At 63.4% G+C, this 21,348-nt stretch carries 22 protein-coding genes and 1 tRNA gene; 5 read left to right on the top strand and 18 right to left on the bottom strand.

The features are described from left to right. Positions 1–163 precede the first annotated feature (163 nt). The 7 genes from pth to PQQ53_RS00250 form a co-directional block, all read right to left on the bottom strand. Positions 164–766 (bottom strand): aminoacyl-tRNA hydrolase, encoded by a 603-nt coding sequence (gene pth / locus PQQ53_RS00280; RefSeq protein WP_408145661.1) that lies wholly within the window; start codon positions 764–766, stop codon positions 164–166. Between the two features lie 150 nt (positions 767–916). Continuing rightward, the gene (locus PQQ53_RS00275; RefSeq protein ID WP_408145663.1) at positions 917–1,537 is read right to left on the bottom strand and encodes a 50S ribosomal protein L25/general stress protein Ctc; all 621 of its coding nucleotides are present in this window, start codon (positions 1,535–1,537) and stop codon (positions 917–919) included. A gap of 164 nt (positions 1,538–1,701) precedes the next feature. Then, complete coding sequence (locus PQQ53_RS00270; protein WP_006048037.1) at positions 1,702–2,658, bottom strand: ribose-phosphate pyrophosphokinase; 957 nt, start codon at positions 2,656–2,658, stop codon at positions 1,702–1,704. Between the two features lie 46 nt (positions 2,659–2,704). Then, positions 2,705–2,781, bottom strand: a tRNA-Gln gene (locus PQQ53_RS00265). A gap of 52 nt (positions 2,782–2,833) precedes the next feature. Further along, positions 2,834–3,715: a 4-(cytidine 5'-diphospho)-2-C-methyl-D-erythritol kinase gene (ispE, locus tag PQQ53_RS00260; protein WP_408156089.1), complete on the bottom strand. Its 882-nt coding sequence runs from the start codon at positions 3,713–3,715 to the stop codon at positions 2,834–2,836. Between the two features lie 62 nt (positions 3,716–3,777). Continuing rightward, positions 3,778–4,410 (bottom strand): lipoprotein insertase outer membrane protein LolB, encoded by a 633-nt coding sequence (gene lolB / locus PQQ53_RS00255; RefSeq protein ID WP_408323055.1) that lies wholly within the window; start codon positions 4,408–4,410, stop codon positions 3,778–3,780. After that, positions 4,410–6,251 (bottom strand): tetratricopeptide repeat protein, encoded by a 1,842-nt coding sequence (locus tag PQQ53_RS00250; protein WP_408145669.1) that lies wholly within the window; start codon positions 6,249–6,251, stop codon positions 4,410–4,412. Before PQQ53_RS00250 ends, lolB begins: the two co-directional genes overlap by 1 nt. Before the next feature lie 87 nt (positions 6,252–6,338). On the opposite strand from PQQ53_RS00250, the gene mutM reads away from it, so the two are divergent. Continuing rightward, positions 6,339–7,169, top strand: coding sequence for a bifunctional DNA-formamidopyrimidine glycosylase/DNA-(apurinic or apyrimidinic site) lyase (mutM, locus tag PQQ53_RS00245; protein WP_408323054.1), 831 nt, complete (start codon positions 6,339–6,341; stop codon positions 7,167–7,169). Positions 7,170–7,299: 130 nt separating this feature from the next. Then, a complete protein-coding gene (gene mutY / locus PQQ53_RS00240; protein WP_408323271.1) occupies positions 7,300–8,361 on the top strand; it encodes an A/G-specific adenine glycosylase in 1,062 nt (353 codons plus the stop codon). A 35-nt stretch (positions 8,362–8,396) separates the two neighbouring features. On the opposite strand, the gene PQQ53_RS00235 is transcribed toward mutY, so the two are convergent. From PQQ53_RS00235 to kdsD, 11 genes are all read right to left on the bottom strand, one after another. Then, complete coding sequence (locus PQQ53_RS00235) at positions 8,397–9,032, bottom strand: LON peptidase substrate-binding domain-containing protein (protein WP_408156082.1); 636 nt, start codon at positions 9,030–9,032, stop codon at positions 8,397–8,399. 39 nt (positions 9,033–9,071) lie between these two features. Further along, positions 9,072–9,965 (bottom strand): RNase adapter RapZ, encoded by an 894-nt coding sequence (gene rapZ / locus PQQ53_RS00230; protein WP_408145677.1) that lies wholly within the window; start codon positions 9,963–9,965, stop codon positions 9,072–9,074. Between the two features lie 96 nt (positions 9,966–10,061). Then, positions 10,062–11,030, bottom strand: a complete 969-nt coding sequence (gene hprK / locus PQQ53_RS00225) for an HPr(Ser) kinase/phosphatase (RefSeq protein ID WP_121316466.1) — start codon at positions 11,028–11,030, stop codon at positions 10,062–10,064. A gap of 112 nt (positions 11,031–11,142) precedes the next feature. Next, positions 11,143–11,658 (bottom strand): PTS sugar transporter subunit IIA, encoded by a 516-nt coding sequence (locus PQQ53_RS00220; protein ID WP_012431657.1) that lies wholly within the window; start codon positions 11,656–11,658, stop codon positions 11,143–11,145. A 278-nt stretch (positions 11,659–11,936) separates the two neighbouring features. After that, on the bottom strand, positions 11,937–12,293 hold the full coding sequence (hpf, locus tag PQQ53_RS00215) for a ribosome hibernation-promoting factor, HPF/YfiA family (protein ID WP_020066967.1): 357 nt from the start codon (positions 12,291–12,293) through the stop codon (positions 11,937–11,939). 170 nt (positions 12,294–12,463) lie between these two features. Beyond that, complete coding sequence (locus PQQ53_RS00210; protein ID WP_408145680.1) at positions 12,464–13,981, bottom strand: RNA polymerase factor sigma-54; 1,518 nt, start codon at positions 13,979–13,981, stop codon at positions 12,464–12,466. Between the two features lie 183 nt (positions 13,982–14,164). Continuing rightward, complete coding sequence (gene lptB / locus PQQ53_RS00205; protein WP_408145682.1) at positions 14,165–14,950, bottom strand: LPS export ABC transporter ATP-binding protein; 786 nt, start codon at positions 14,948–14,950, stop codon at positions 14,165–14,167. Further along, positions 14,947–15,618, bottom strand: a complete 672-nt coding sequence (gene lptA, locus PQQ53_RS00200; RefSeq protein ID WP_408145684.1) for a lipopolysaccharide transport periplasmic protein LptA — start codon at positions 15,616–15,618, stop codon at positions 14,947–14,949. The genes lptB and lptA overlap by 4 nt, the downstream gene beginning before the upstream one ends. A gap of 20 nt (positions 15,619–15,638) precedes the next feature. Further along, positions 15,639–16,247 (bottom strand): LPS export ABC transporter periplasmic protein LptC, encoded by a 609-nt coding sequence (gene lptC / locus PQQ53_RS00195; RefSeq protein ID WP_408323053.1) that lies wholly within the window; start codon positions 16,245–16,247, stop codon positions 15,639–15,641. After that, positions 16,244–16,804, bottom strand: a complete 561-nt coding sequence (locus PQQ53_RS00190) for a KdsC family phosphatase (protein ID WP_408323052.1) — start codon at positions 16,802–16,804, stop codon at positions 16,244–16,246. Before PQQ53_RS00190 ends, lptC begins: the two co-directional genes overlap by 4 nt. Continuing rightward, a complete protein-coding gene (kdsD, locus tag PQQ53_RS00185) occupies positions 16,804–17,787 on the bottom strand; it encodes an arabinose 5-phosphate isomerase KdsD (RefSeq protein ID WP_408156078.1) in 984 nt (327 codons plus the stop codon). The genes PQQ53_RS00190 and kdsD overlap by 1 nt, the downstream gene beginning before the upstream one ends. Before the next feature lie 172 nt (positions 17,788–17,959). Between kdsD and PQQ53_RS00180 the strand changes: the two genes are divergently transcribed. From PQQ53_RS00180 to PQQ53_RS00170, 3 genes are all read left to right on the top strand, one after another. Continuing rightward, positions 17,960–19,969 carry a monovalent cation:proton antiporter family protein gene (locus PQQ53_RS00180; protein WP_408323051.1) on the top strand — a complete coding sequence of 670 codons (2,010 nt, stop codon included), beginning with the start codon at positions 17,960–17,962 and terminating at the stop codon, positions 19,967–19,969. 128 nt (positions 19,970–20,097) lie between these two features. Next, on the top strand, positions 20,098–20,664 hold the full coding sequence (locus PQQ53_RS00175) for an adenine phosphoribosyltransferase (protein WP_408145691.1): 567 nt from the start codon (positions 20,098–20,100) through the stop codon (positions 20,662–20,664). 59 nt (positions 20,665–20,723) lie between these two features. Further along, positions 20,724–21,338, top strand: coding sequence for a LysE family translocator (locus PQQ53_RS00170; RefSeq protein WP_408145693.1), 615 nt, complete (start codon positions 20,724–20,726; stop codon positions 21,336–21,338). The last annotated feature ends 10 nt before the right edge of the window (positions 21,339–21,348 follow it).

Below are 21,348 nucleotides of genomic sequence, written 5' to 3'. Positions count from 1 at the left end.
TGCCAAGGCGGTCGACCAGAGTTAGCGCTTTAGCGCTTACTCTGGTCCCATGCCAAGGCAGTCCCATGCCAAGGCAGTCCCATGCCAAGACGGTCGGTCCCATGCAAGCTAGTTGCTGTAGCGAGCGATAACGCTACGCCAATACGTCGGCAAGCGTGGCAGCTCAAGGGTTGCGATGCAACTGCATCATCGCGCGCTCCAGCTCGCCTGCGATAATCTTCGGCATCACGGCAAGCGCCCGCTCGAGCGATGCGTCGATCACCTCCTGCTCTTCCCGCCGCGGCGGCTTGAGCACATAGTTGGCGACATCCGGCTTGGCGCCGGCGCGTGCGCTTTCGGGAATCAGGTCACGCGGATGGCCGATACCGATCCGCAGCCGCCAGTATTGTTGCGACGACAGATGCGCGGTGATGTCCTTCAACCCGTTATGGCCGCCGCTGCCGCCGCCGAGCTTCAGCTTGACGCTGCCAGGCGGCATGTCGAGTTCGTCGTGCGCGACCAGAATTTCGTCGGGAAGAATCTTGAAGAATTGCGCGACCGCCACGACCGACTGGCCGGAGCGGTTCATATACGTCTGGGGTTCCAGCAGATGCACTTCCTCGCCGTGCAGCCGCGCTTTCGCGTAGAAACCGTGGAAGCGCCGCTCGTCGCGCAGCGTCGTGCCTGCTTCGCGCGCCAGTTGATCGACCAGCCAGAAGCCGGCGTTATGGCGCGTCGCAGTGTATTCGGCGCCCGGATTGCCGAGCCCGACGATCAGCTTGATCATGATTGTGTAGGTCCATCTGGCCAGGGAGCCGAACTCGACCGGGCCGAAAAAAACCAAAAAAAACCCGCCGGGGCGAACCTCGGCGGGTCACATCGACCGTTTCATTGAAAACGGATCGAGAGGATTGCTTGGCTAGAACCCGAAAGGTCCTTAAGCAGCCGGCGTTTCGCCTTCAGCAGCAGCAGCGGCGTCGCCTTCAGCGATTGCGCCAGCCGGGATCGTCGCAGCTGCGACCACCGGGTTTTCTGCGTCGAGGTGAGCGACCAGCGATACACCTGCCGGCAGCGCGATGTCCTTAGCGTGAACCGATTGACCCGCTTCGATCTTCGCCAGGTCGACTTCGATGAATTCCGGCAGTGCCGACGGCAGGCACTCGATTTCCAGTTCATTGAGGACGTGCGAGATCACTGCGCTCGACAGCTTCACTGCCGGGTTCGATTCCTGGTTCATGAAGTGCAGCGGCACCTTGGTGTGCAGCTTCTTCGACGCGTCGACACGTTGGAAGTCCACGTGCAGCACGAGCTGACGGAACGGGTGGTATTGCACGTCGCGCAGCAGAACCTGTTGCGACTTGCCTGCCACTTCCAGGTCGAGGATCGACGAGTGGAAAACTTCTTTCTTCAGCGCGTGCCACAGCGCGTTGTGGTCCAGTTCGACCAATTGCGTTTCAGCACCAGCGCCATATACGATGCCCGGGGTCTTGCCCGAGTTACGCAGGCGGCGGCTCGCACCCGTACCTTGCAAAGAACGCTCGAAAGCGACTACTTTCATGTTGAATCTCCAATGCACTGCCCGCGACCAGGCAGTAAAAACGGGGCCTCCAAGCCAATATGGCTGAGGCCCCAGAGCTGCGGCACGAACCTTCGTTCGCTCGCGCCGATTGTGCAAAAGCGCAGCGTGCCGCCTGAAGCGATACGCTGCGCCTTCGCAAATACTTAACTTTCAGCGAACAGCGACATGACCGAATCGCCGCGACGAATGCGCGAGAACGTTTCGGCAAGCAGGCCGGCGCTGGTCAACGAACGGATCTTTGCGCACGAGCGGGCTTCTTCGCCGAGCGGGATCGTGTCCGTGACAACGAGTTCGTCGAGTGCGGAAGCTGCGATACGCTCGCCTGCGCCGCCCGACAGAACCGGGTGGGTAGCGTAAGCGAACACCTGCTTCGCACCGCGCTCCTTCAAAACCTGTGCTGCCTTGCAGAGCGTGCCCGCGGTGTCGACCATGTCGTCCATGATCACGCAGGTACGGCCTTCGACTTCACCGATGATGTTCATCACTTCGGCGACGTTCGCCTTCGGACGACGCTTGTCGATGATCGCGAGATCGCAATTGAGCTGCTTCGCCAGTGCACGGGCGCGCACCACGCCGCCGACGTCCGGCGAAACGACCAGCAGGTTCTCGTAGTTCTGCTTGCGCAGATCGCCGAGCAGCACGGGCGTAGCGTAGATGTTGTCGACGGGGATGTCGAAAAAGCCCTGGATCTGGTCGGCGTGCAGGTCCATCGTGATGATCCGCTCGACGCCGGCGATTTCCAGCATGTTCGCCACGATCTTCGCCGAGATCGCCACGCGCGCGGAACGCGGGCGACGATCTTGACGGGCATAACCGAAGTAGGGGATGGCTGCGGTGATCCGGCCAGCGGATGCGCGCTTGAGCGCATCGACCATGATCATCAGTTCCATCAGGTTGTCATTCGCCGGCGCGCACGTGGATTGCAGGACGAAGACGTCCTTGCCACGCACGTTTTCCTGAATCTCGACCTGGATTTCACCGTCCGAGAAACGGCTAACCATTGCTTTGCCGAGGGGAATACCGAGGATTTTGACGACTTCCTGTGCAAGCGCGGGATTCGCGTTGCCAGTAAAAACCATCAGGCCGTCATGGCTGCTCATCATGCACCTGCTTCAGGCTGGGGGCGAGGGGAAATGCGAGAAATTTTGGCAGGGGAGAAAGGATTCGAACCTTTGCATGCCGGAATCAAAATCCGGTGCCTTAACCAGCTTGGCGACTCCCCTACACTAACTCTGAGCTCCGCCGAACGTGGAGTTTCGTTCGACGATGCAAAACTTATGACGCGAAAGTAAAGAGTGGATGCTGATCCAGACCGGCGGCCACTGCGCTGTTCCATTCGGCTGGCAGCTTGGCTTGCACCGCTTCTGCTTCAGCTTTACTACGGAACGCTGCAAAGACACTTGCACCTGATCCAGACATCCGCGCTGGCGCGACGTTTTCAAACCATCGCAGCACTTGCGCTACTTCCGCGTACTTTCCTACGACAACCTGCTGCATGTCATTCCGGCCAAAACTTTCCGGCCATTCAGTGTTGCAGCTAAGTTCTGCAGGAAAGTCCGTAATTATGAGGGGCTTTGAATCTCTTGTCAACGCTTTTTCGGAAAAAATCGCTGCAGTCGGAACCTGTACCCTCGGTGTCACCACCAGGAAGTGGCGCGGCGGCAATTGTACAACGTCTAAAGCTTCACCGACACCCTCTGCAAACGCATTTTTTCCAAAAACAAAAAACGGCACGTCCGCGCCCAGCTTCAATGCCAACGCCTGCAATTCCAGACGCGGCAAATCGAGCTTCCAGAGGCGATTCAGCGCGAGCAGCGTGGTCGCCGCGTCGGAGCTGCCGCCGCCGAGGCCGGCGCCCATCGGCAGGCGCTTCTCAATTTCGATCTCGACACCCTCGGACGAGCCCGTATGCGCCTTGAGCAAAGTCGCGGCGCGCACGGTCAGGTCATGCTCAGGCGGCACGTCCGCGATCTCGGTGCTGCGCGTGATGCGCCCGTCGTCGCGTCGCTTGAAGTGCAGCGCGTCGCCCCAGTCGAGCAACTGGAAAACCGTTTGCAGCGTGTGATAACCATCCGGCCGGCGGCCGGTGATGTGCAGGAAGAGGTTGAGTTTCGCTGGCGCGAGGCACCCGCGCAGCGAATCGGTCGTTTCAATCATGAGTCGAGGCTACATGCGCCAGGCGGCGCCAAAGAAGCGGCAAGGTTGCAAATAGACGCGGATTACTGATCCAGCACGAGCTTAATGTCGAGTGGGGGCTCCGAACGGCTCAGGTTGACGCGCTTCACGCCGGTGGCGGGTGCGTCGGCATACGCGAGATAGTCGACGGTCCAGCCATCCTGCGTGATCTGCTTCAGACGCGACGGCTGCTCCGGGTCTTTCTCGGTTTTGGCGCGCGAAGTAGGCGCGGGCGACGGTTGCAGCCAATAACGCAGACCCTCGACAGGCAGCGCAAAACCGAGCGCCTCCTGCATCAACGTGGTGACGTTGTCCGCGGTCAGGGGTTGCCGGTTCGGCAGTTCGAGCGTGGCCGCGGACGGCGACGACGTCACGATTGCCAGCGTCTGGCCAAGCGGGTTGCGTAATTGCAGTGTCACGGTGTCGCCCGTTTCCTGCCAGGAGAAGTTGCCGTAAGCGTTACGCTGCTGGCCATTCTGGTCGTTGTACTGGATCGCGAAGCGGCCCTGGTAAGCGCGGCTCGTCTGCGCGGTGACCGAGGTGGCGGCATTCGACGTGGACGGCCCCTGCGGTTTCACCGACGCACAACCGGCCAACGCGACAACCGCTGCCGCAGCGAAACCGAGCGCCGCACCGCGCGGCGCCGGAGGAAAGGCAATCAAACGGGAAAGACGCATCAAAGATCGTTTACCTGAAGACGTTGGAGCGTTTTGACAAGCGTTTCGTTGTCCGGTTCGAGCTTGCGCGCCTCGCGGAAGGCGGCGCGAGCCTGATCCTGCTGGCCGCTTTTCCACAGCACTTCGCCGAGGTGCGCGCCGATTTCGGCGTTCGGCTGGAGGTCGTAGGCTTTACGCAGCAGCTTGATCGCGTCCGACGTATCGCCCATGCGGAATTTGACCCAGCCCACGCTATCCATGATGAACGCGTCGTTCGGCGCCAGCGCCGATGCTTTCTCGACCAGCTTGTCCGCTTCCGGCAGGCGCTGGTTGCGATCGGCCAGCGAATAGCCGAGCGCGTTGTACGCCTGCGGATTGTCGGGCTGCGTCTGGATGAGCTTGCGCAACTGCGCTTCCATCACGTCGTAATGGCCGGTTTTTTCGGCGGCCATCGCGTAGTCGTAAGTGAGATCGGGGTCGTTGGGGAAGGCCGCCGTGGCTTGTTGCAGGCGGGATTCCGCTTCCGGGTAGCGCTTCGCGTCGAACAGGATCGCCGCGTCGGTGCGGGAGATCAACGCGAGGTCGCGCGGATCCGACACCTGCAGATTGGCCAGCAGCTTGCGCGCGTCGTCGGTCTTGCCCTGCTTCGCCAGCAGTTGCGCGCGCGTGATCTGCGCGGCCATATATTGCTGGCTCGACGGCGAAATCTTGTTGAGCCAGTCGCTCGCCGCCGCCTCGTTCTTCTGCTCGAGCGCCAGTTGCGCCAGGTAGATGTACGCCTGGCCCGCATCGGCGCCCGGCGTCTTTTCGGCCAGTTGCGCGTACTGGGTCAGGTACGTTTGCGCTTCGTTGAAATTCTTCTGCTGAATCTTGATCAGCCCGAGCGCCATCAGCGGCGTGAGGTCGTTCGGGTTGGCCTTGTGCATGATCTCGAACTGCTTCTGCGCGTCATCCAGACGATCGCTCGCGAGATACAGCTGCGCGAGCGCGAGGCGCGCGTCATGCGATTTCGGATTCTGCTGCACGTATTTTTCAAGCGACGCGATGCCTTCCGCGCGCTCTTCCGGGCCCATCTGCGACAGCAGCAGCGCCGCCGGCAAGTAGTCAGGCTTCAGCGTCAGCGCCTGCTCGAGCGATTTGCGCGCGCCCGGTGCGTCGTCCGACAGGAGCTGCTGGCGCGCGATTGCCAATTGCGCTTCCGGCCGGTTCATGTCGTTCTTCAGCAAATCCTGCAGCACGTGCAGGCCGCCGATCCGGTTCGGGCCGCGCGACAGCAGCAGTTGCAACGCGAGAATCGCGCTGCCGCGATTGTCCGCGGGCACTTTCGCGAGTTCGCCAGCGAGAATCGGCGCTGCCTCGTCAGGTTTGCCCGACAGCACCAGCAGCGACGCGTCGAGCTGCGCGGCGCGCTCCGAATTCGGCGCATACTGCTGCCACAATTGCGCGGCGGCCAACGCGTCCGACGGGCTTTGCGCGGCCAGCGCGATCTCGGTGGCGCGCTGCGCCATGCGCGGGTCGTGCGTGTCGCGCGCGAGGGCGAGGTAGGTCTGGTAGGCGGGCGCCGGCTGGTCGCGCTGCAGCGCGACTTCGGCGGCGAGCACCTGAAATACGATCTGGCTCGACAGCGGCACGGCGGGCAACGATTTCTGGTCTTCCGCCGATGCCGGGCCGAGCGGGTCCGCCAAGGTGACGGAGGTATCGTCCGGATCCGCCGATGGGTCCTGCGCGTGCGCGGGCACGGCAGCCAGCGCCCAGACGGCAAGCGCGGCGGCGCCGAGCATCCGGCGGGCGGACACGGCGTGCGGCACGCGGGATGCGCGAGCCGGGCGCTTCGAAAACAGCTTCACGAAGGACAAGTTCATGGAAATCCGTTCAATGTTTCGGACGATTGTAACGCGCTCGCTACAATACGGGCACAACCACTCACGCAAGTTGCAGACCAGTTAGAAATGCCAGAGTTGCCAGAAGTTGAGGTTACCCGACGGGGAATCGAACCGTATGTGTCCGGGCGCAAGGTTGAACGCGTCGAGGTGCGTACGCCCGCGCTACGCTGGCCGATTCCGGCCGACCTTGCGAAAACCTTGCGCGGCCACGTGGTGCGCAAAGTCGAGCGGCGCGGCAAGTATCTGCTGTTCGAGATCGACGCGGGCTGGTTCATCGTGCATCTTGGCATGACTGGGACGCTGCGGGTGCTGCGGCACGTGCGGCATCCGCCTGAGGCGGCGAAACACGACCATGTCGACTGGATCTTCGACGAATTCATTCTGCGCTATCGCGATCCGCGGCGCTTCGGTGCGGTGCTGTGGCATCCGCGCGAGGCCGGCGACATTCTTGAGCATCCGCTGCTCGCGGGACTCGGCGTCGAACCGTTCTCGCCGGCGTTCTCCGGCGCGCTGATGCATCGGCTCACGCGTGGGCGCAAGGTGTCGGTGAAGCAGGCGCTGCTGGCCGGTGAAATCGTGGTGGGCGTGGGCAATATCTATGCGTCGGAGAGCCTGTTTCGCGCCGGCATCCGGCCGACCACCGCGGCGGGCCGCGTTTCGCTGGTGCGCTACGACCTGCTCGCGGACGCCGTGCGCGTGACGCTTGCCGCGGCGATCGAGAAGGGCGGCAGCACGCTGCGCGATTTCGTCGGCAGCGACGGCGAAAGCGGTTATTTCCAGCTCGACTATTTCGTCTATGATCGCGCGGGCCTGCCATGCCGCGTGTGTGGAACGCCGATCAAACAGATCGTGCAGGGGCAGCGTTCTACGTATTTCTGTCCCACCTGCCAGCGCTAAATCGTCCATGCCTTCTCGTTTAACTCCGCGCGCCGCCGCGCGTTCAGCTTCGTCCGGCACGTCCGAAACCGGCACGTCCGAAACCGGCACGTCCGAAACCGGCACGTCCGAAACGCCTGCTTTTCCAGCCATGCCCGATTTCTCCGCGCGCCTGATCGCGTGGCAGCGCCGGCACGGGCGTCATGATCTGCCGTGGCAGAACACGCGCGATCCGTATCGGATCTGGCTCTCGGAGATCATGCTGCAGCAGACCCAGGTGTCGACGGTGATTCCGTACTACGCCAGATTTCTCGCGCGTTTTCCGGATGTCGCCGCGCTGGCAGCCGCACCTTCGGACGACGTGATGGCGTTATGGGCCGGCCTCGGCTACTACACGCGCGCGCGCAATCTGCACCGCTGCGCGCAGGTGGTGGTCGAGCAGCATGGCGGGGCGTTTCCGGCGTCGGTCGAGCAACTCGCGGAGTTGCCGGGCATCGGCCGTTCGACCGCGGCGGCGATCGCGTCTTTTGCCTTCGGCGCGCGCGCGACGATCCTCGACGGCAACGTGAAGCGCGTGCTCGCGCGCGTATTCGGCGTCGAAGGTTTTCCGGGCGAGAAGAAAGTCGAGAATGCGATGTGGACGCTGGCGGAGTCGCTGCTGCCGCCGAATGCATCGGATGACGAAGTGAGTTCGTACACGCAAGGTCTGATGGATCTCGGCGCGACCCTCTGCGTGCGCGGCAAGCCGGACTGCCCGCGGTGCCCGTTCGCGGCCGACTGCGTGGCCAACGTCGCGGGACGTCAGCGCGAACTGCCGACATCGCGTCCGAAGAAACTCGTGCCGACGCGCCGCACCTGGATGCTGGTGCTGCGTGACGGCAACGCGGTGATGCTGGAGAAGCGTCCGCCGTCGGGCATCTGGGGCGGCTTGTGGAGCCTGCCCGAAGCCGCCGACGAAGCCGCGCTGGCCGAGCGGGCGCGTGCCTTTGGCGGCGACGGCGCGGTCTCGCCGCTCGCGCCGCTCACACACGTATTCACGCATTTCAAGCTGGAGATCGAGCCGCGGCTCGCGGAACTCGATCGCGGCGTGGGCGCATTGGCCGCGCTGGGCGATGCGGACACCGCGTGGGTCGCGCTCAGCGATCTCGATTCAGTCGGGGTGCCGGCGCCGGTGCGCAAACTGCTGGACAGTCTGCAGGGTTCGTTGATCTAACGATCGGCCTGGTTTGCCGGCGACGCGGCGGCACGTTAAAGCAGTTGATGCTGCTGCATGTAGTGATGAACCACGTCGATCCGTGCGCCGGCGTCCTGCAGTTCCATCAGTTTCTGGCGTGCCCGTAACGCGATCGGCAGGACTTCGGCGAGACGGTTCGACACCCACGACGGGTCTTCGAGTCTGAACGGTTCCGCGAACGGCAGGCTGTCCGGGTCGCGTTCGCGAATCGTCGCGATGATCCGTTCGAGCACCTCCGCGCACGCGCCGAATTTGGCCAGCAACTCATTGCCTTCGAGCGGCATGTCCTCGCCGATCGGTTCCGCCATGCCGACCAGCAGGCCGCTGCTTTCCACACGATGCGATAGCAGGCGAAACCGCCGCGTGCCGCGCGCGCGAATCAGCAGCATGCCGAAGGCTTCCACGTCGCATTCTTCGATTTCAGCGAGACAGCCGATTGCTTCGGGTACCGAAGGCTCTTCCTCGCGCGCCACTTCCGCGCCGCTTTTCAGCATGCACACGCCGAACGGCGTTTTTTCACGCAGGCATTCGCGCGCCATATCGAGGTAGCGCGCTTCGAAGATCTTCAGCGGCAGCAGTCCGTCGGGAAACAGCACCGTATGCAGCGGAAACAGCGGCACATCGGCAAGCACAGTAGAAGTAGAAGACATGGCGCAACGCTTCGAGTTGAGGCCGCGCGACGCGGCCGGTTAAGCCACTAGCTTCGATGATTCGCCGACGTCGACCGGCGCATCGCGGTGCCGCACAATCACATTCGCCGACTTTGCGAGACGCGCGGCGAGCGTCTCCGCAATGAACACCGAGCGGTGCTGGCCACCTGTGCAGCCGATCGCGACGGTGAGATAACTGCGATTGTCGTCGCGGAAATGGGGCAGCCACTTGGAGAGGAACTTCTCGATGTCGTCGATCATTTCATGCACAACGGGCAGTGCATCGAGAAAATCCATCACCGGTTTGTCGAGGCCCGTGAGAGGCCTCAATTCATGATCGTAATACGGGTTTGGCAGCGTGCGTACGTCAAAAACGAAATCCGCGTCGAGCGGCACGCCGCGTTTGAAGCCGAACGACTCGAACATCAGCACGAGTCCCGCTTCCTTCTGCTCGATGAAACGTTTGACCCAGGCGCGCAACACGTTTGCGCGTAGATTGCTGGTGTCGATCTGATGGCCGAATTCGGCAAGGCCCGCGACGAGCTCGCGCTCCCGTTCGATTGCTTCCGCGAGCGAGGTGAGGAGGCCGACGTCCGCGTCGTGCGCGGTGGAACCCGACAACGGATGGCGGCGGCGCGTTTCAGAGAAGCGCTGAATCAGCGACTGCGTGCTCGCGCTCAGGAACAGCACGCGCACGTCGTGAGCGCGCGACAAGTCGCGGATCATGGCGGGCATTTCGTCGAGCGACGCGCTCGAGCGAGCGTCGATGGCGACCGCGAGGTGGTCTTGCCCGTCTTCGGCCAGATAGGTAGCAAGTTGCGGCAGAAAGCGCGGCGGCAGATTGTCGACGCAGTAGTAGCCTGCGTCTTCAAGCGCGTTCAAGGCAACTGACTTACCGGAGCCGGATATACCAGTGATGAGAATTATGCGCATGGAGTCGTCGAAACCGTACATTTCATCATAGCATCCGGTCCCCATGCGCGTACCTGCTGCCGGCCTGCGGCTGCGGACGCTTCATGGTTTGCCGGCTCAGATCAGTTTGCCGGGAAACTGGCTGTCGGGTTCCTGCATCGCGAGGCGCTGGCGGTCCATAAAGTCGCGCAGCGTATCGATGCCGCGCAGTTGCAGGATCGTGTTGCGCACCGCCGCTTCGACCAGCACCGCGAGGTTGCGGCCCGCGGCCACCTGAATCGTGACCTTGCTGATCGGCAGGCCGAGCACGTCGACGGTTTGACTTTCCAGCGGCAGCCGCTGGAATTCGCCGTCGGGACGGCGCACCAGTTGCACGATCAGTTTCAGCTTCATTTTCCGGCGCACGGCCGTTTCACCGAAGATCGTCTTGATGTCGAGCAGGCCGAGGCCGCGCACTTCGAGCAGGTTTTGCAGGAGCGGCGGGCAGCGCCCTTCGACGAAGTCCGGGCCGAGGCGCACGAAGTCGACTGCGTCGTCGGCAACGAGGCCGTGGCCGCGGCTGATCAGCTCCAGCCCGAGTTCGCTTTTGCCGAGGCCCGAGTCGCCGGTCAGCAGCACACCCATGCCGAGGATGTCGAGAAACACACCGTGCAAGGTGGCGCGCGGCGCGAGAATGCGCGACATGTACAGACGCAGGCTGTCGATCACCGCGGCGGCGGACATCGGCGTGGTGAACAGCGGCGTGGATGAGCGCGTGCAGCGCAGCACCAGCTCCGGCGGCGCGGCGACGCCGCCCGCCACCACCAGAAACGGCGGCTCCAACGCGATCAGCTCGGCCATGTGGCGCGAGCGGTCTTCATCAGTCTGGCGCTTGTAGTAGTCGATTTCGGCGTCGCCGAGCACCTGGATCCGGTTGGGGTGGATCAGGTTCAGGTGGCCGACGAGGTCGGCGCTCGACGTGGCATTCGCGACGGATTCCGAAGAAAAGCCGCGTTCCCAGCCTTCATGCCCCGTCAGCCAGCTGAGCTTCAGCATGGCGGCGTTGTCGTCGAAAATGCTTTGGGCGTTGATGCTGGACGTATCCATGAGTCAGTGACTCCAGTGTGGGCCGCTTGCCGGGCCAAGAGGCGGACGCGCTAACGCGGGCCGCGCGCGTTGCCAGCCGGTATTCGCATGCGGGCGGATAACCGCCGATGCATCAAGGTTGCCACTGAGTGAGCAGGCGATGCAACGATTCGCGGTCTTCTTCCGTGTGCAGGCGCTCGCGGGCCTCGCGATCGGACAGCAACTGTGCGATTTCCGACAGGATTTCGAGGTGCTGCTGAGTGGCCTGTTCGGGCACGAGCAGGAAGATCAGCAGCGAGACGGGCTGACCGTCGGGCGACTCGAAGGGGATGGGTTCGGCAAGTCGGACGAACGCGGCGAGCGGCTGCTTCAAGCCCTTGATCCGGCCATGCGGAATCGCGACGCCTTCACCCAGCCCCGTCGATCCGAGGCGCTCGCGCGCAAACAGATTGTCAGTGACCGTGCTTCGGGCGATGCCGTTCTGGTTCTCGAAGATCAGGCCCGCTTGCTCGAACACACGTTTCTTGCTGGTGACCGATAGTCCGACGACGACGTTCTCGAGGGGAAGAAATTTGGCTAAACGATTCATGTTGACAGGCGAAAACGTGGCCTGGGTTCTCCTCGCTGGGGCGTTTGAGTGGCGTTCCATTCGTTCGATGCTTGCGAAGACCTGCGTTGGAGTCGGAAAGTGCGCGACTCTGACCGGCCGATTTCCGTATGAGCTAGCTTGACCCCGATGGTAACCGGAACATTATAGAACAGGGTAGCTACGGATGGTGCGGCGCGCCATCGATGCGCGATGGGTTTTTAACGATTTGGTCCACAAGCCGAGCCGACGTGCGAAAAAGGCGCCCAGAAACGAAAAACCGCCCGATTTGGGGCGGTTTTGCCAGGGTAAGAAAAATGAGGAAAGCCCTCTAATTCTCCTTATTGCGGCGGCACGTCCAGTTGCGGCGCCGGTTGGTACTTGATCGCTTCGTGCTGGTGACCTTGCAGGCGATCCTTGTGGCGTATCACTTGCCGATCGAGCTTGTCGATCATCAGATCGATCGCAGCGTAGAGATCGCTGTCGCAGCTCTCGACAAAGATGTCTTTGCCCTTGAGATGCAGGTTGATTTCAACCTTTTGACGCTTGTCCTTTTCCTTGTGGTTGTCGACCGAGAGGACCACACTGCCGTCGATTACCTGATCGAAATGTCTTAGCACCCTATCCAGTTTGGTGATCACGTATTCGCGCAACGCAGGCGTTACTTCGAGGTGGTGTCCACTGATCTGCAGATTCATAGTGCTTCTCCAAGCTAGTGGCCGCTTGTTCCGCACGATGACAAAGGTCCGGTCGATCTGTCGGCTTGCCTGAGTCGCCCCCCGGTGACTGACATCTGGCAGGTCGCATCGGCCGGCCTGTCCGCCAACTGCGGAGCGGCCGGTAAATGCCCGCCACGGAAGGCGACGGGCTACAGAGACTTGCGCAGGTTGACTGCCGGGATCTTGAGCGCTTCGCGGTATTTCGCAACGGTACGTCGTGCGACCACGAAGCCCTGTTCCGCCAGCAGTTCGGCTATGCGACTGTCTGAGAGAGGCGATTTCGGGTTTTCCGCTCCTATCAGTTGTTTGATGAGCGCGCGAATGGCCGTGGAAGAGGCTGCGCCGCCCGTGTCGGTTGAAACGTGTGAGCCGAAAAAATACTTGAATTCCAGCGTCCCGAATGGGGTCAGCATGTATTTACCGGTTGTCACACGCGAGACAGTCGACTCGTGTAGGCCCAGCGTATCAGCAATTTCTCGCAAAACCAAGGGGCGCATGGCAATTTCGCCGTGCACGAAAAAGCTCTTCTGACGCTCCACAATGGCCTGCGCAACGCGCAGGATCGTCTCGAAACGTTGCTGGATATTCTTGATCAGCCAGCGCGCTTCCTGCAGTTGCTGGCGCAACGATCCGCTGCCCGGATCGCCGCGGTTATTGCGCAGAATATTCGCGTACAGGTGGTTGATGCGCAGCTTCGGCACCACTTCCGGATTCAGTTCGGCCTGCCAGCCCTGTGCGGTTTTGCGCACCATGATGTCCGGCACCACGTAGTCCGCTTCGGCCTTGCCATAGGCAGCGCCGGGAAACGGTTCGAGCGAGCGGATCAGCACGTGCGCGTCGCGCAGGTCGTCGTCGTTCGCCTTCAGGTGTTTGCGCAGCCGCGTGAAATCGCGCGCGGCGAGCAGTTCGAGGTAGTGGCTGACGATGTCGAGCGCCAGAGTGCGCGTAGGCGACGGATCGAGCCGCAGCAGTTGCAGCTTCAGACATTCGGACGCGGAACGCGCGCCGACCCCGGCCGGGTCGAAGCTATGCAGCAGTGCGAGCGCGGCGTTCATTTCGTCGACATCGACTTCGAGCTCTTCGGGCAGGTCGGCCAGCACTTCTTCGAGCGTGGCGGCGAGGTAGCCGTCGTCGTCGAGCGATTCGATCAGGAACGTGATCAGCGCCCGGTCGCGTTGACCCGCCTGAGTGACGCGCAATTGCGCCATCAGGTGGTCGCGCAGCGACGTGCTCGATTCGTGGATTTGCAGCGGCGGCAGGTCGTCGTCGTCCGACGCGTTGCCGGAGCGACCGTAGTCGTCGAGATTCCATTGCGACGCGTCGCCGCTGCTGTCGCCCGAGAGGCCGTTGTATTCGTCGACACCTTGCGGCTCGCCATTTTCGGCGCGCTCGTTGCTGCTGGTGGACGAAGACGACCCGTTGCCGCCCATCTGCTCAGGGGGCGGGGACGAATTGGGCGACTGGGTGATCAGCGAACCGTCAGCCGCCACCCGCAACGGGCTCGCGATCCAGTCATCCTCGTTTTCGAGGAGCGGATTCTGCGAGATCGCCATGGCGACTTCCTGCTGCAGTTCGAGCGTGGACAGCTGAAGCAGCCGGATGGACTGCTGCAGTTGTGGCGTCAGCGCAAGATGCTGCGATAGGCGGAGTTGGAGGCTGGCTTTCATGGCAAGTTGAGATTCATTGTAGAGAGTTTGCCACGACCGCGATACCTTGCGACATGCGCAATTACGCGTGCGCCCGTTTCGACGGGGCTGGGCGCGGGACGGCCCAGGTCAGAATGCTGATGTGCGGTTGCCGCAAAAGGGCTGGCGGATGCGCGCTCGCACCGCCGGTGGCCCGTTGTGCGCTTACATGCGGAAGTGCTCGCCCAGATAGACGCGCCGCACGCTTTCGTTCTCGATGATTTCGCTCGGCGCCCCGGCAGCCAGCACGCTGCCGTCGCTGATGATGTACGCGTGATCGCAGATACCGAGCGTCTCGCGCACGTTGTGGTCGGTGATCAGCACGCCGATATTGCGCTGCTTCAGAAACTTGACGATTTTCTGGATTTCCAGCACGGCGATCGGGTCGACGCCCGCGAACGGCTCGTCGAGCAGAATGAAGCTCGGATTGGTGGCCAGCGCCCGGGCAATTTCGACGCGGCGACGCTCGCCGCCCGACAACGACAGCGCCGGGTTCTCGCGCAAGTGTGCGATTTGCAGCTCGTCGAGCAAGGCTTCGGTGCGGGTGGTGATGGTGTCTTTGCTGAGCCGCTTGCCGTTGTCTTCGTGCTGCAATTCCAGCACCGCGCGAATATTCTGCTCGACAGTGAGCTTGCGGAACACCGACGCTTCCTGCGGCAGATACGACAGGCCGAGCGACGCGCGCTTGTGGATCGGCAGCAGGCTGATCGACTTGCCGTCCAGGTCGATTTCGCCCGCGTCGAGCGGCACGAGGCCGACGATCATATAGAACGAAGTCGTTTTGCCGGCACCGTTGGGGCCGAGCAGACCGACCACTTCACCGCTTTTCACGTCGAGCGACACGTCTTTGACGACCGTGCGCGAACCGTAGCGCTTCTTCAGATTACGTACGACCAGCGAACTGCTGGTGCCGGCCGGTTTGCGATTGGGGAGGGACGCGCTCGTGCTCACTGATTCGGCGCTCCCTGGATCGTGGTGGACGGCGCGAGCGTGGCCGACGCGCCGGCCGGCGCTGCCGCGCCGTTGTTGCGCGGCGACAGCATCGCGCGCACGCGGCCGGTCGGGTTGCCCGGGCTGGCGACGTCCTTGCCTGCCTTCGCGGTATAGAAGTCGTTCTGGCCGTCGTAGGTGATGACGCTGCCGCGCACCTGGTCGATCACCGTCGACAGACCCTGCAAGCGGCGGACCGTGGCGTTCGTGGTGAGCGTGGTCAGATCCTGCTTGCCGTCGTAGTCGATGCGGATGGCCGTGCCTTCGATGTATTCGTCGAGACCTTCACGTTTCTGGCGGAAATACGACAGATTGCCGCCGCTCGACGTGCCGGTGGCGTACTGATAGCCCTGCGGGTCCTGAGTCACTTCGACACGATCGGCCTTGATCACGATCGTCCCTTTGGTGGCGACCACGTGGCCGGTGAAGATGTTGACCTGCTTGAGGTCGTCGTAAGTCATGTTGTCCGCTTCGATGTTCAGCGGCTTGTCCTTGTCGGCTCGATCCGCATGCGCGAGCGGCGCGAAGCCGGCGAGCGGCAACGCGACGGCGAACGCAGCGAGTCCGGCGCGGCACGCGGACAGGGTGCGCGAGCGGCCGGTAAAAAAACGGGGGAACGATTCGTTCATGCAGTCACGCCTGGAATGGATTACCCGGGTTGCTTGGGCGAGCTGCCGCCGGCGTCGGACGAGGTAATCGCGCCTCTCACGTTGCCGAACAGCTGCATCACCCGGGTGACGTTGTTGTAGTTCATGCCGCTGGCAGTCATCACCGACATGCCGCGCTGAAGTTTAACCGGCTTTTCGGTCTCGATCACATCGTCGTTGACCAGCACCCTAAAATGCTCTGAATCTGCCTGCATCTGCGGATCGCCGTTGCCGGGCGCCCGCAAAATGCGCGCATTGCCGTACAGATCGACGATCGACGCGTCGGCGTTCACCTTGCCGGTGTCGCCGGTGGCGGTGACGATCGGCTTGCCGGGCTGGAATGCGCGCATGGCCGGTTTGATCAGGTCGCTCAGCTCGTCGTCTTCGTAGTGGATCAGCGACTGGGCGGTCAGGCGGTATTGCGTCGCGCCCGACTGATCGAGTTCGGAAACCGAAAAGTTGTCCGCGAAATAGTCCGGCGTGTGTCCCTTCGGACGAGGCGCGCCTTCATTCTGCCGCGGCTGCGTGGCTTGCAGCAGCCACCACGTGATACCGGCGAGCGCGGCCATCGCGACCAGCGGAATCAGCGAAGTCCAGCGAAACTGATTCATCCGACGAGGCCTCGCTGTTCGCCGCTGCAGGCGGCAGCGAGCAGGGCTTCGTACTTGTGCTGCGCGCGCAGCAGCGTGTCGCAGACTTCGCGCGCCGCGCCGTGACCGCCGCGCGCCTCGCTGACCCAATGGGCCCGCGCGATCACTTCAGGATGCGAGTTGGCGGGCGCCGCCGCGAAGCCGACCTTCAGCATCACGGCGAGGTCGACCCAGTCGTCGCCCATGTAGCCGCATTCTTCCGCGGTGAGGCCGGTCTGCTGCAAAAGGTCCGCAAACGCCTGAGGTTTGTCCTGCACGCCCTGATAGACGTGCGCAGTGTTCATTTCCTTCGCCCGCGCCGCGACGATGCCCGACTTGCGCCCCGTGATGATCGCCGTCTCGATACCCGCCTGGCGCAGCAGCTTCATGCCGTGGCCGTCCATCGAGTTGAAGCCCTTCATCGTGTCGCCTTCCGCCGTGAACAGCAGGCCGCCGTCGGTCAGCACGCCGTCGACGTCGAAAATCATCAGCTTCACGCGGCTTGCGCGTTCGGTAGCAGTGGGAGGAGCGATGGCCATCAGATCACCTTCTTCGAGAACAGGTCGTGCATGTTGAGTGCGCCGATCAGCTTGCCTGCTTCGTCGACGACCAGCATCTGATTGATGCGGTGGCGCTCCATCAGTTCCACGGCTTCGACCGCGAGTCGATCCGGACCGATGGTGCGCGGGCCGGCGGTCATCACCGAGGCGATCGACAACTGGCGGAAATCGCCATCGCGTTCGAGCACGCGGCGCAGGTCGCCGTCGGTGAAGATGCCTGCCACGCGGCCTTCCTCGTCGACGATCGCGGTCATGCCCATGCGTTTCGCGGTCAACTGGAACAGCGCGTCGCGCACGGTCGCCTCGGGCGTGACCTGCGGCAACTGATCGCCGGTGCGCATCACGTCGCGCACATAGGTGAGCAGGCGCCGGCCGAGCGCGCCGCCCGGATGCGAACGCGCGAAATCGTCGCGGCCGAAACCGCGCGCATCGAGCACCGCGACCGCGAGCGCGTCGCCGAGCGCGAGCGCGGCGGTGGTGCTGGCGGTCGGCGCGAGATTCATCGGGCAGGCTTCTTTGGCGACGGCGGAATTCAGGTGCACGTCGGCCAGTTGTGCGAGACTCGACGACGGGCGTCCCGTCATCGCAATCAGCTTCGCGCCGATGCGCTTGATGAGCGGCAGGATCGCCACGAGTTCTTCGGTTTCGCCGGAGTTGGACAGCGCGAGGAACACGTCGTCCGAGGTGACCATGCCGAGGTCGCCATGGCTGGCTTCGGCGGGGTGCACGAAGAACGCGGGGGTACCGGTGCTGGCCAGCGTGGCCGCGAGCTTGCGGGCCACATGGCCGGATTTGCCGATGCCGGAGACCACCACGCGGCCACGGCAACCCAGGATGAAATCGATCGCCCCTACGAAGCCGTCGTCGAGTTGGTCGCGAAGGGCGCGCACGGCGTCCGCTTCGATGTCGAGCACGTCGCGAGCGAGCGTCAGTGCCCGGTCGCCATTGATTTTCGCTATCATTCGCGGAGTATAGCAAAGGCGCCTGTTCGCCGCGCCGGGCCTGCTGTGCCAAGCCGCTGCCTTCAACAGCCTTTTTTCGGCCTATTTGCCGGCCCCTCAACCTCGCCGCACGGCGTTTTGCGTGCACGGTTCCGCTGACGAACGAGGACGCTTCACCCATGCGTTTTTGCCGATGATCTCCCCGCTCGAGATGACGTTGTTCCTGCTGCTGGCGTCGGTGGCGGGCGTGGTGCTGTTTCGCTTTCTGAATCTTCCGCCGATGCTCGGCTATCTGACGGTCGGCATCGTCGTCGGACCGAACGCGTTCGGTCTGATTCCCGACTCGGCCGGCGCGCAGAACCTCGCCGAGTTCGGCGTCGTGTTCCTGATGTTTTCGATCGGGCTGGAGTTTTCGCTCGCCAAGCTGCGCGCGATGCACCGGCTCGTGTTCGGTCTCGGCCTGTTGCAGGTGCTCGGCACGATCGCGGTGGCGGTCGCGCTCGGCTTCCTGCTGGAGCGCTGGGTGCATATCACGTGGCAGGCGAGCGTGGCGCTCGGCGGCGCGCTCGCGATGTCGTCGACCGCGATCGTCAGCAAGATGCTGGCCGAGCGGCTCGAAATCGAAACGGAGCACGGGCGCAACATCTTCGGCGTGCTGCTGTTCCAGGATCTGGCGGTGGTGCCGCTGCTGATCATCATCACGGCGCTCGGCGGCAAGTCGGAAGAACTGGTCACCTCGCTCGGCATCGCGGCGATCAAGATCGTCGTGGCGCTGGCTCTGCTGCTGATCGTCGGGCAGCGCTTCATGACGCGCTGGTTCAACGTGGTCGCGCGGCGCCGCTCGCAGGAACTGTTCATTCTCAATGTGCTGCTGGTGACGCTCGGCGCCGCGTTCATCACTGACAAGTTCGGGCTGTCGCTCGCGCTCGGCGCGTTCATCGCCGGCATGCTGATCGCCGAAACGCCGTACCGGCATCAGGTGGAAGAGGACATCAAGCCGTTTCGCGACGTGCTGCTCGGCCTGTTCTTCATCACCACCGGCATGCTGTTGAATCCGACCGTGATCTGGGAACATCCGCTGATCGTGCTCGCCTTCCTGATCGGCCCGCTTCTGCTGAAGGCGGTGATGATCACGGCCCTCGCGCGGCTGTTCGGCGCGACGCCCGGCGTCGCGATGCGCACCGGTATCGGCCTCGCGCAAGCGGGCGAGTTCGGCTTCGTGCTGCTGAACCTGATTCTCGATCGACACCTGGTCGACGCCACGCTGCTGCAGGCGATTCTCGCGGCGATGCTGCTGTCGATGCTGGCCGCGCCCTTCCTGATCCAGAACGCGGACCGTATCGTGCTGCGGCTGTCGTCGACCGAATGGATGATGCAGTCGTTGCAGATGACGCGCATCGCGACGCAAAGCCTGAAGCAGAGCGGCCACGTGATCATCTGCGGTTACGGCCGGGCCGGGCAGAATTTGGCGCGCATGCTGGAACACGAAGGCCTCTCGTACGTCGCGCTGGATCTCGACCCCGATCGCGTCGCCGCGGCCGCGGCCGCCGGTGAGTCGGTCGTGTTCGGCGACGCCGGGCGGCGCGAGTCGTTGCTCGCCGCCGGCCTGCATCGTGCGGCCGCGGTCGCGATCACTTACGCGAACACGCCGTCGGCATTGCGCGTGCTGCACAACATTCACGAGGAAGAACCGACGCTGCCGGTGATCGTGCGTACCGTCGACGATGCCGACCTGGAGAAGCTGCTGGCCGCCGGCGCGACCGAAGTGATTCCGGAAATCGTCGAGGGCAGTCTGATGCTGGCCTCGCACACGCTGGTGGTGATGGGCGTGCCGATGCGGCGCGTGGTGCGGCGGGTCGAGGAAATGCGCGACGAACGTTATGCGCTGCTGCGCGGGTATTTCCACGGTGCCGACGACGTCGACGACGACGACGGCCACGAACAGGTGCGGCTACAATCGGTGCCGGTCGACGCCAACGCGGACGCGGTGGGCCGCACGCTCGCCGAACTGGGTCTGTTGGAGCTGGGCGTGGAAGTGACGGCGATTCGCCGGCACGGTATTCGCGGCGTCGAGCCGGACCCGTCCACCAAGCTGCGCGCGAGCGACATCGTGGTACTGCGCGGTCTGCCCGAGCAACTGGCGGAAGCCGAGGAACGGCTCTCGAAGCACCGTCGAGCGGGTGCGGGCGCGGCTGCGGCGTAGGCGGGCGCCCGGGGGCGCATGCGCGTCGCGTGACGCCGCGCCGCAAGGCACAAGCTGCGAGCCGCCGGCCCTTACGCCGCTCAGATTCAGTTTTTCATTGGACCTACCGAGGTCCATCCGGAGACATCATGTCCAACGCGCTCGTCAGCGCGCCGCTCGATGCGGCCGATTACATCAAAAGCCACATTCGCACGGTGCCCGACTGGCCGCAGCCGGGCGTGCAGTTTCGCGACATCACGCCGCTCCTGCAGGAGCCGAAGTCGCTGCGCGTGCTGATCGACCTGTTCGTGCAGCGCTACTTCGACGCGCAGCTCGACTACGTCGCCGGGCTCGATGCGCGCGGCTTCATCTTCGGGCCGATTCTCGCGTATGAGTTGAACATCGGTTTCATTCCGATCCGCAAGGCGGGCAAGCTGCCGTATAAGCGGCTCTCGCAGTCGTACGAACTCGAATACGGCACCGCGACCGTCGAGATTCACGAAGATGCGTGCAAGCCCGGTGACCGGGTCGTGATCATCGACGATCTGATCGCTACCGGCGGCACGATGATGGCCGCCAAGATTCTGCTCGAGCGGCTCGGCGCGGTCGTCGTGGAAGGCGCGGCGATCATCGATCTGCCCGAACTCGGCGGCTCGAAGTTGCTGCGCGAGGCCGGCCTCGCGCTCTACACCGCGACGAGCTTCGAGGGTCATTGAGCGCGCGCGTAGCCGCCGCTTTTCGCCGAACTTCGCCGCACAACAAGAAGGTAACGACGATGCCCAACTTCCTGCTGTTTCTTGCCACGTCGATTGCGATTACCGTGGCGCCCGGCCCCGATAACCTGCAGGTGCTCGCGCGTGGCATCTCGCAGGGCCGCGCGGCGGGTCTCGTCGCCGCGCTCGGCTTCGCGGCCGGCATCACGTTTCACACGACACTGGCCGCGCTCGGCGTGGCCGCGTTGCTGCGCTCGTCGCCGCTTGCGTTCGAAGCGATCAAGCTGGCCGGCGCCGCCTATCTGATCTGGATCGGCATCAAGGCGCTGCGCAGCCAAGGCCTCGCGAGCGCGCATCAGCGCGCGCCGCAGCCGTTGATGACGGTGTTTCGCCAGAGCGTGCTCGGCAATCTGCTGAATCCGAAGGTGACGCTGTTCTTCGTCGTGTTCCTGCCGCAGTTCGTGCAGCCGAACGGCGCGCAAAGCGTCACGGTGCAGATGCTCGAACTCGGCGTGCTGTTCATGTTGCAGACGGTCGTGGTGTTTTCGCTGTTCGGCGTGTGCGCGGGGATCATCGGCGGCTGGCTCAAGCGTCGGCCGCGGGTGGGCGTGTGGCTCGATCGCCTCGCCGGGGCGACGTTTATCGCCATAGGGATTCGCGTGGCGCTGCGTGACTGACGTGGCCGTG

This window comes from Paraburkholderia strydomiana, assembly GCF_046030495.1.
Lineage (GTDB): Bacteria > Pseudomonadota > Gammaproteobacteria > Burkholderiales > Burkholderiaceae > Paraburkholderia > Paraburkholderia strydomiana_A.
The sequence above is the reverse complement of the archived record's forward strand: the minus strand, read 5'-3'. Positions and strand labels throughout refer to the sequence as shown.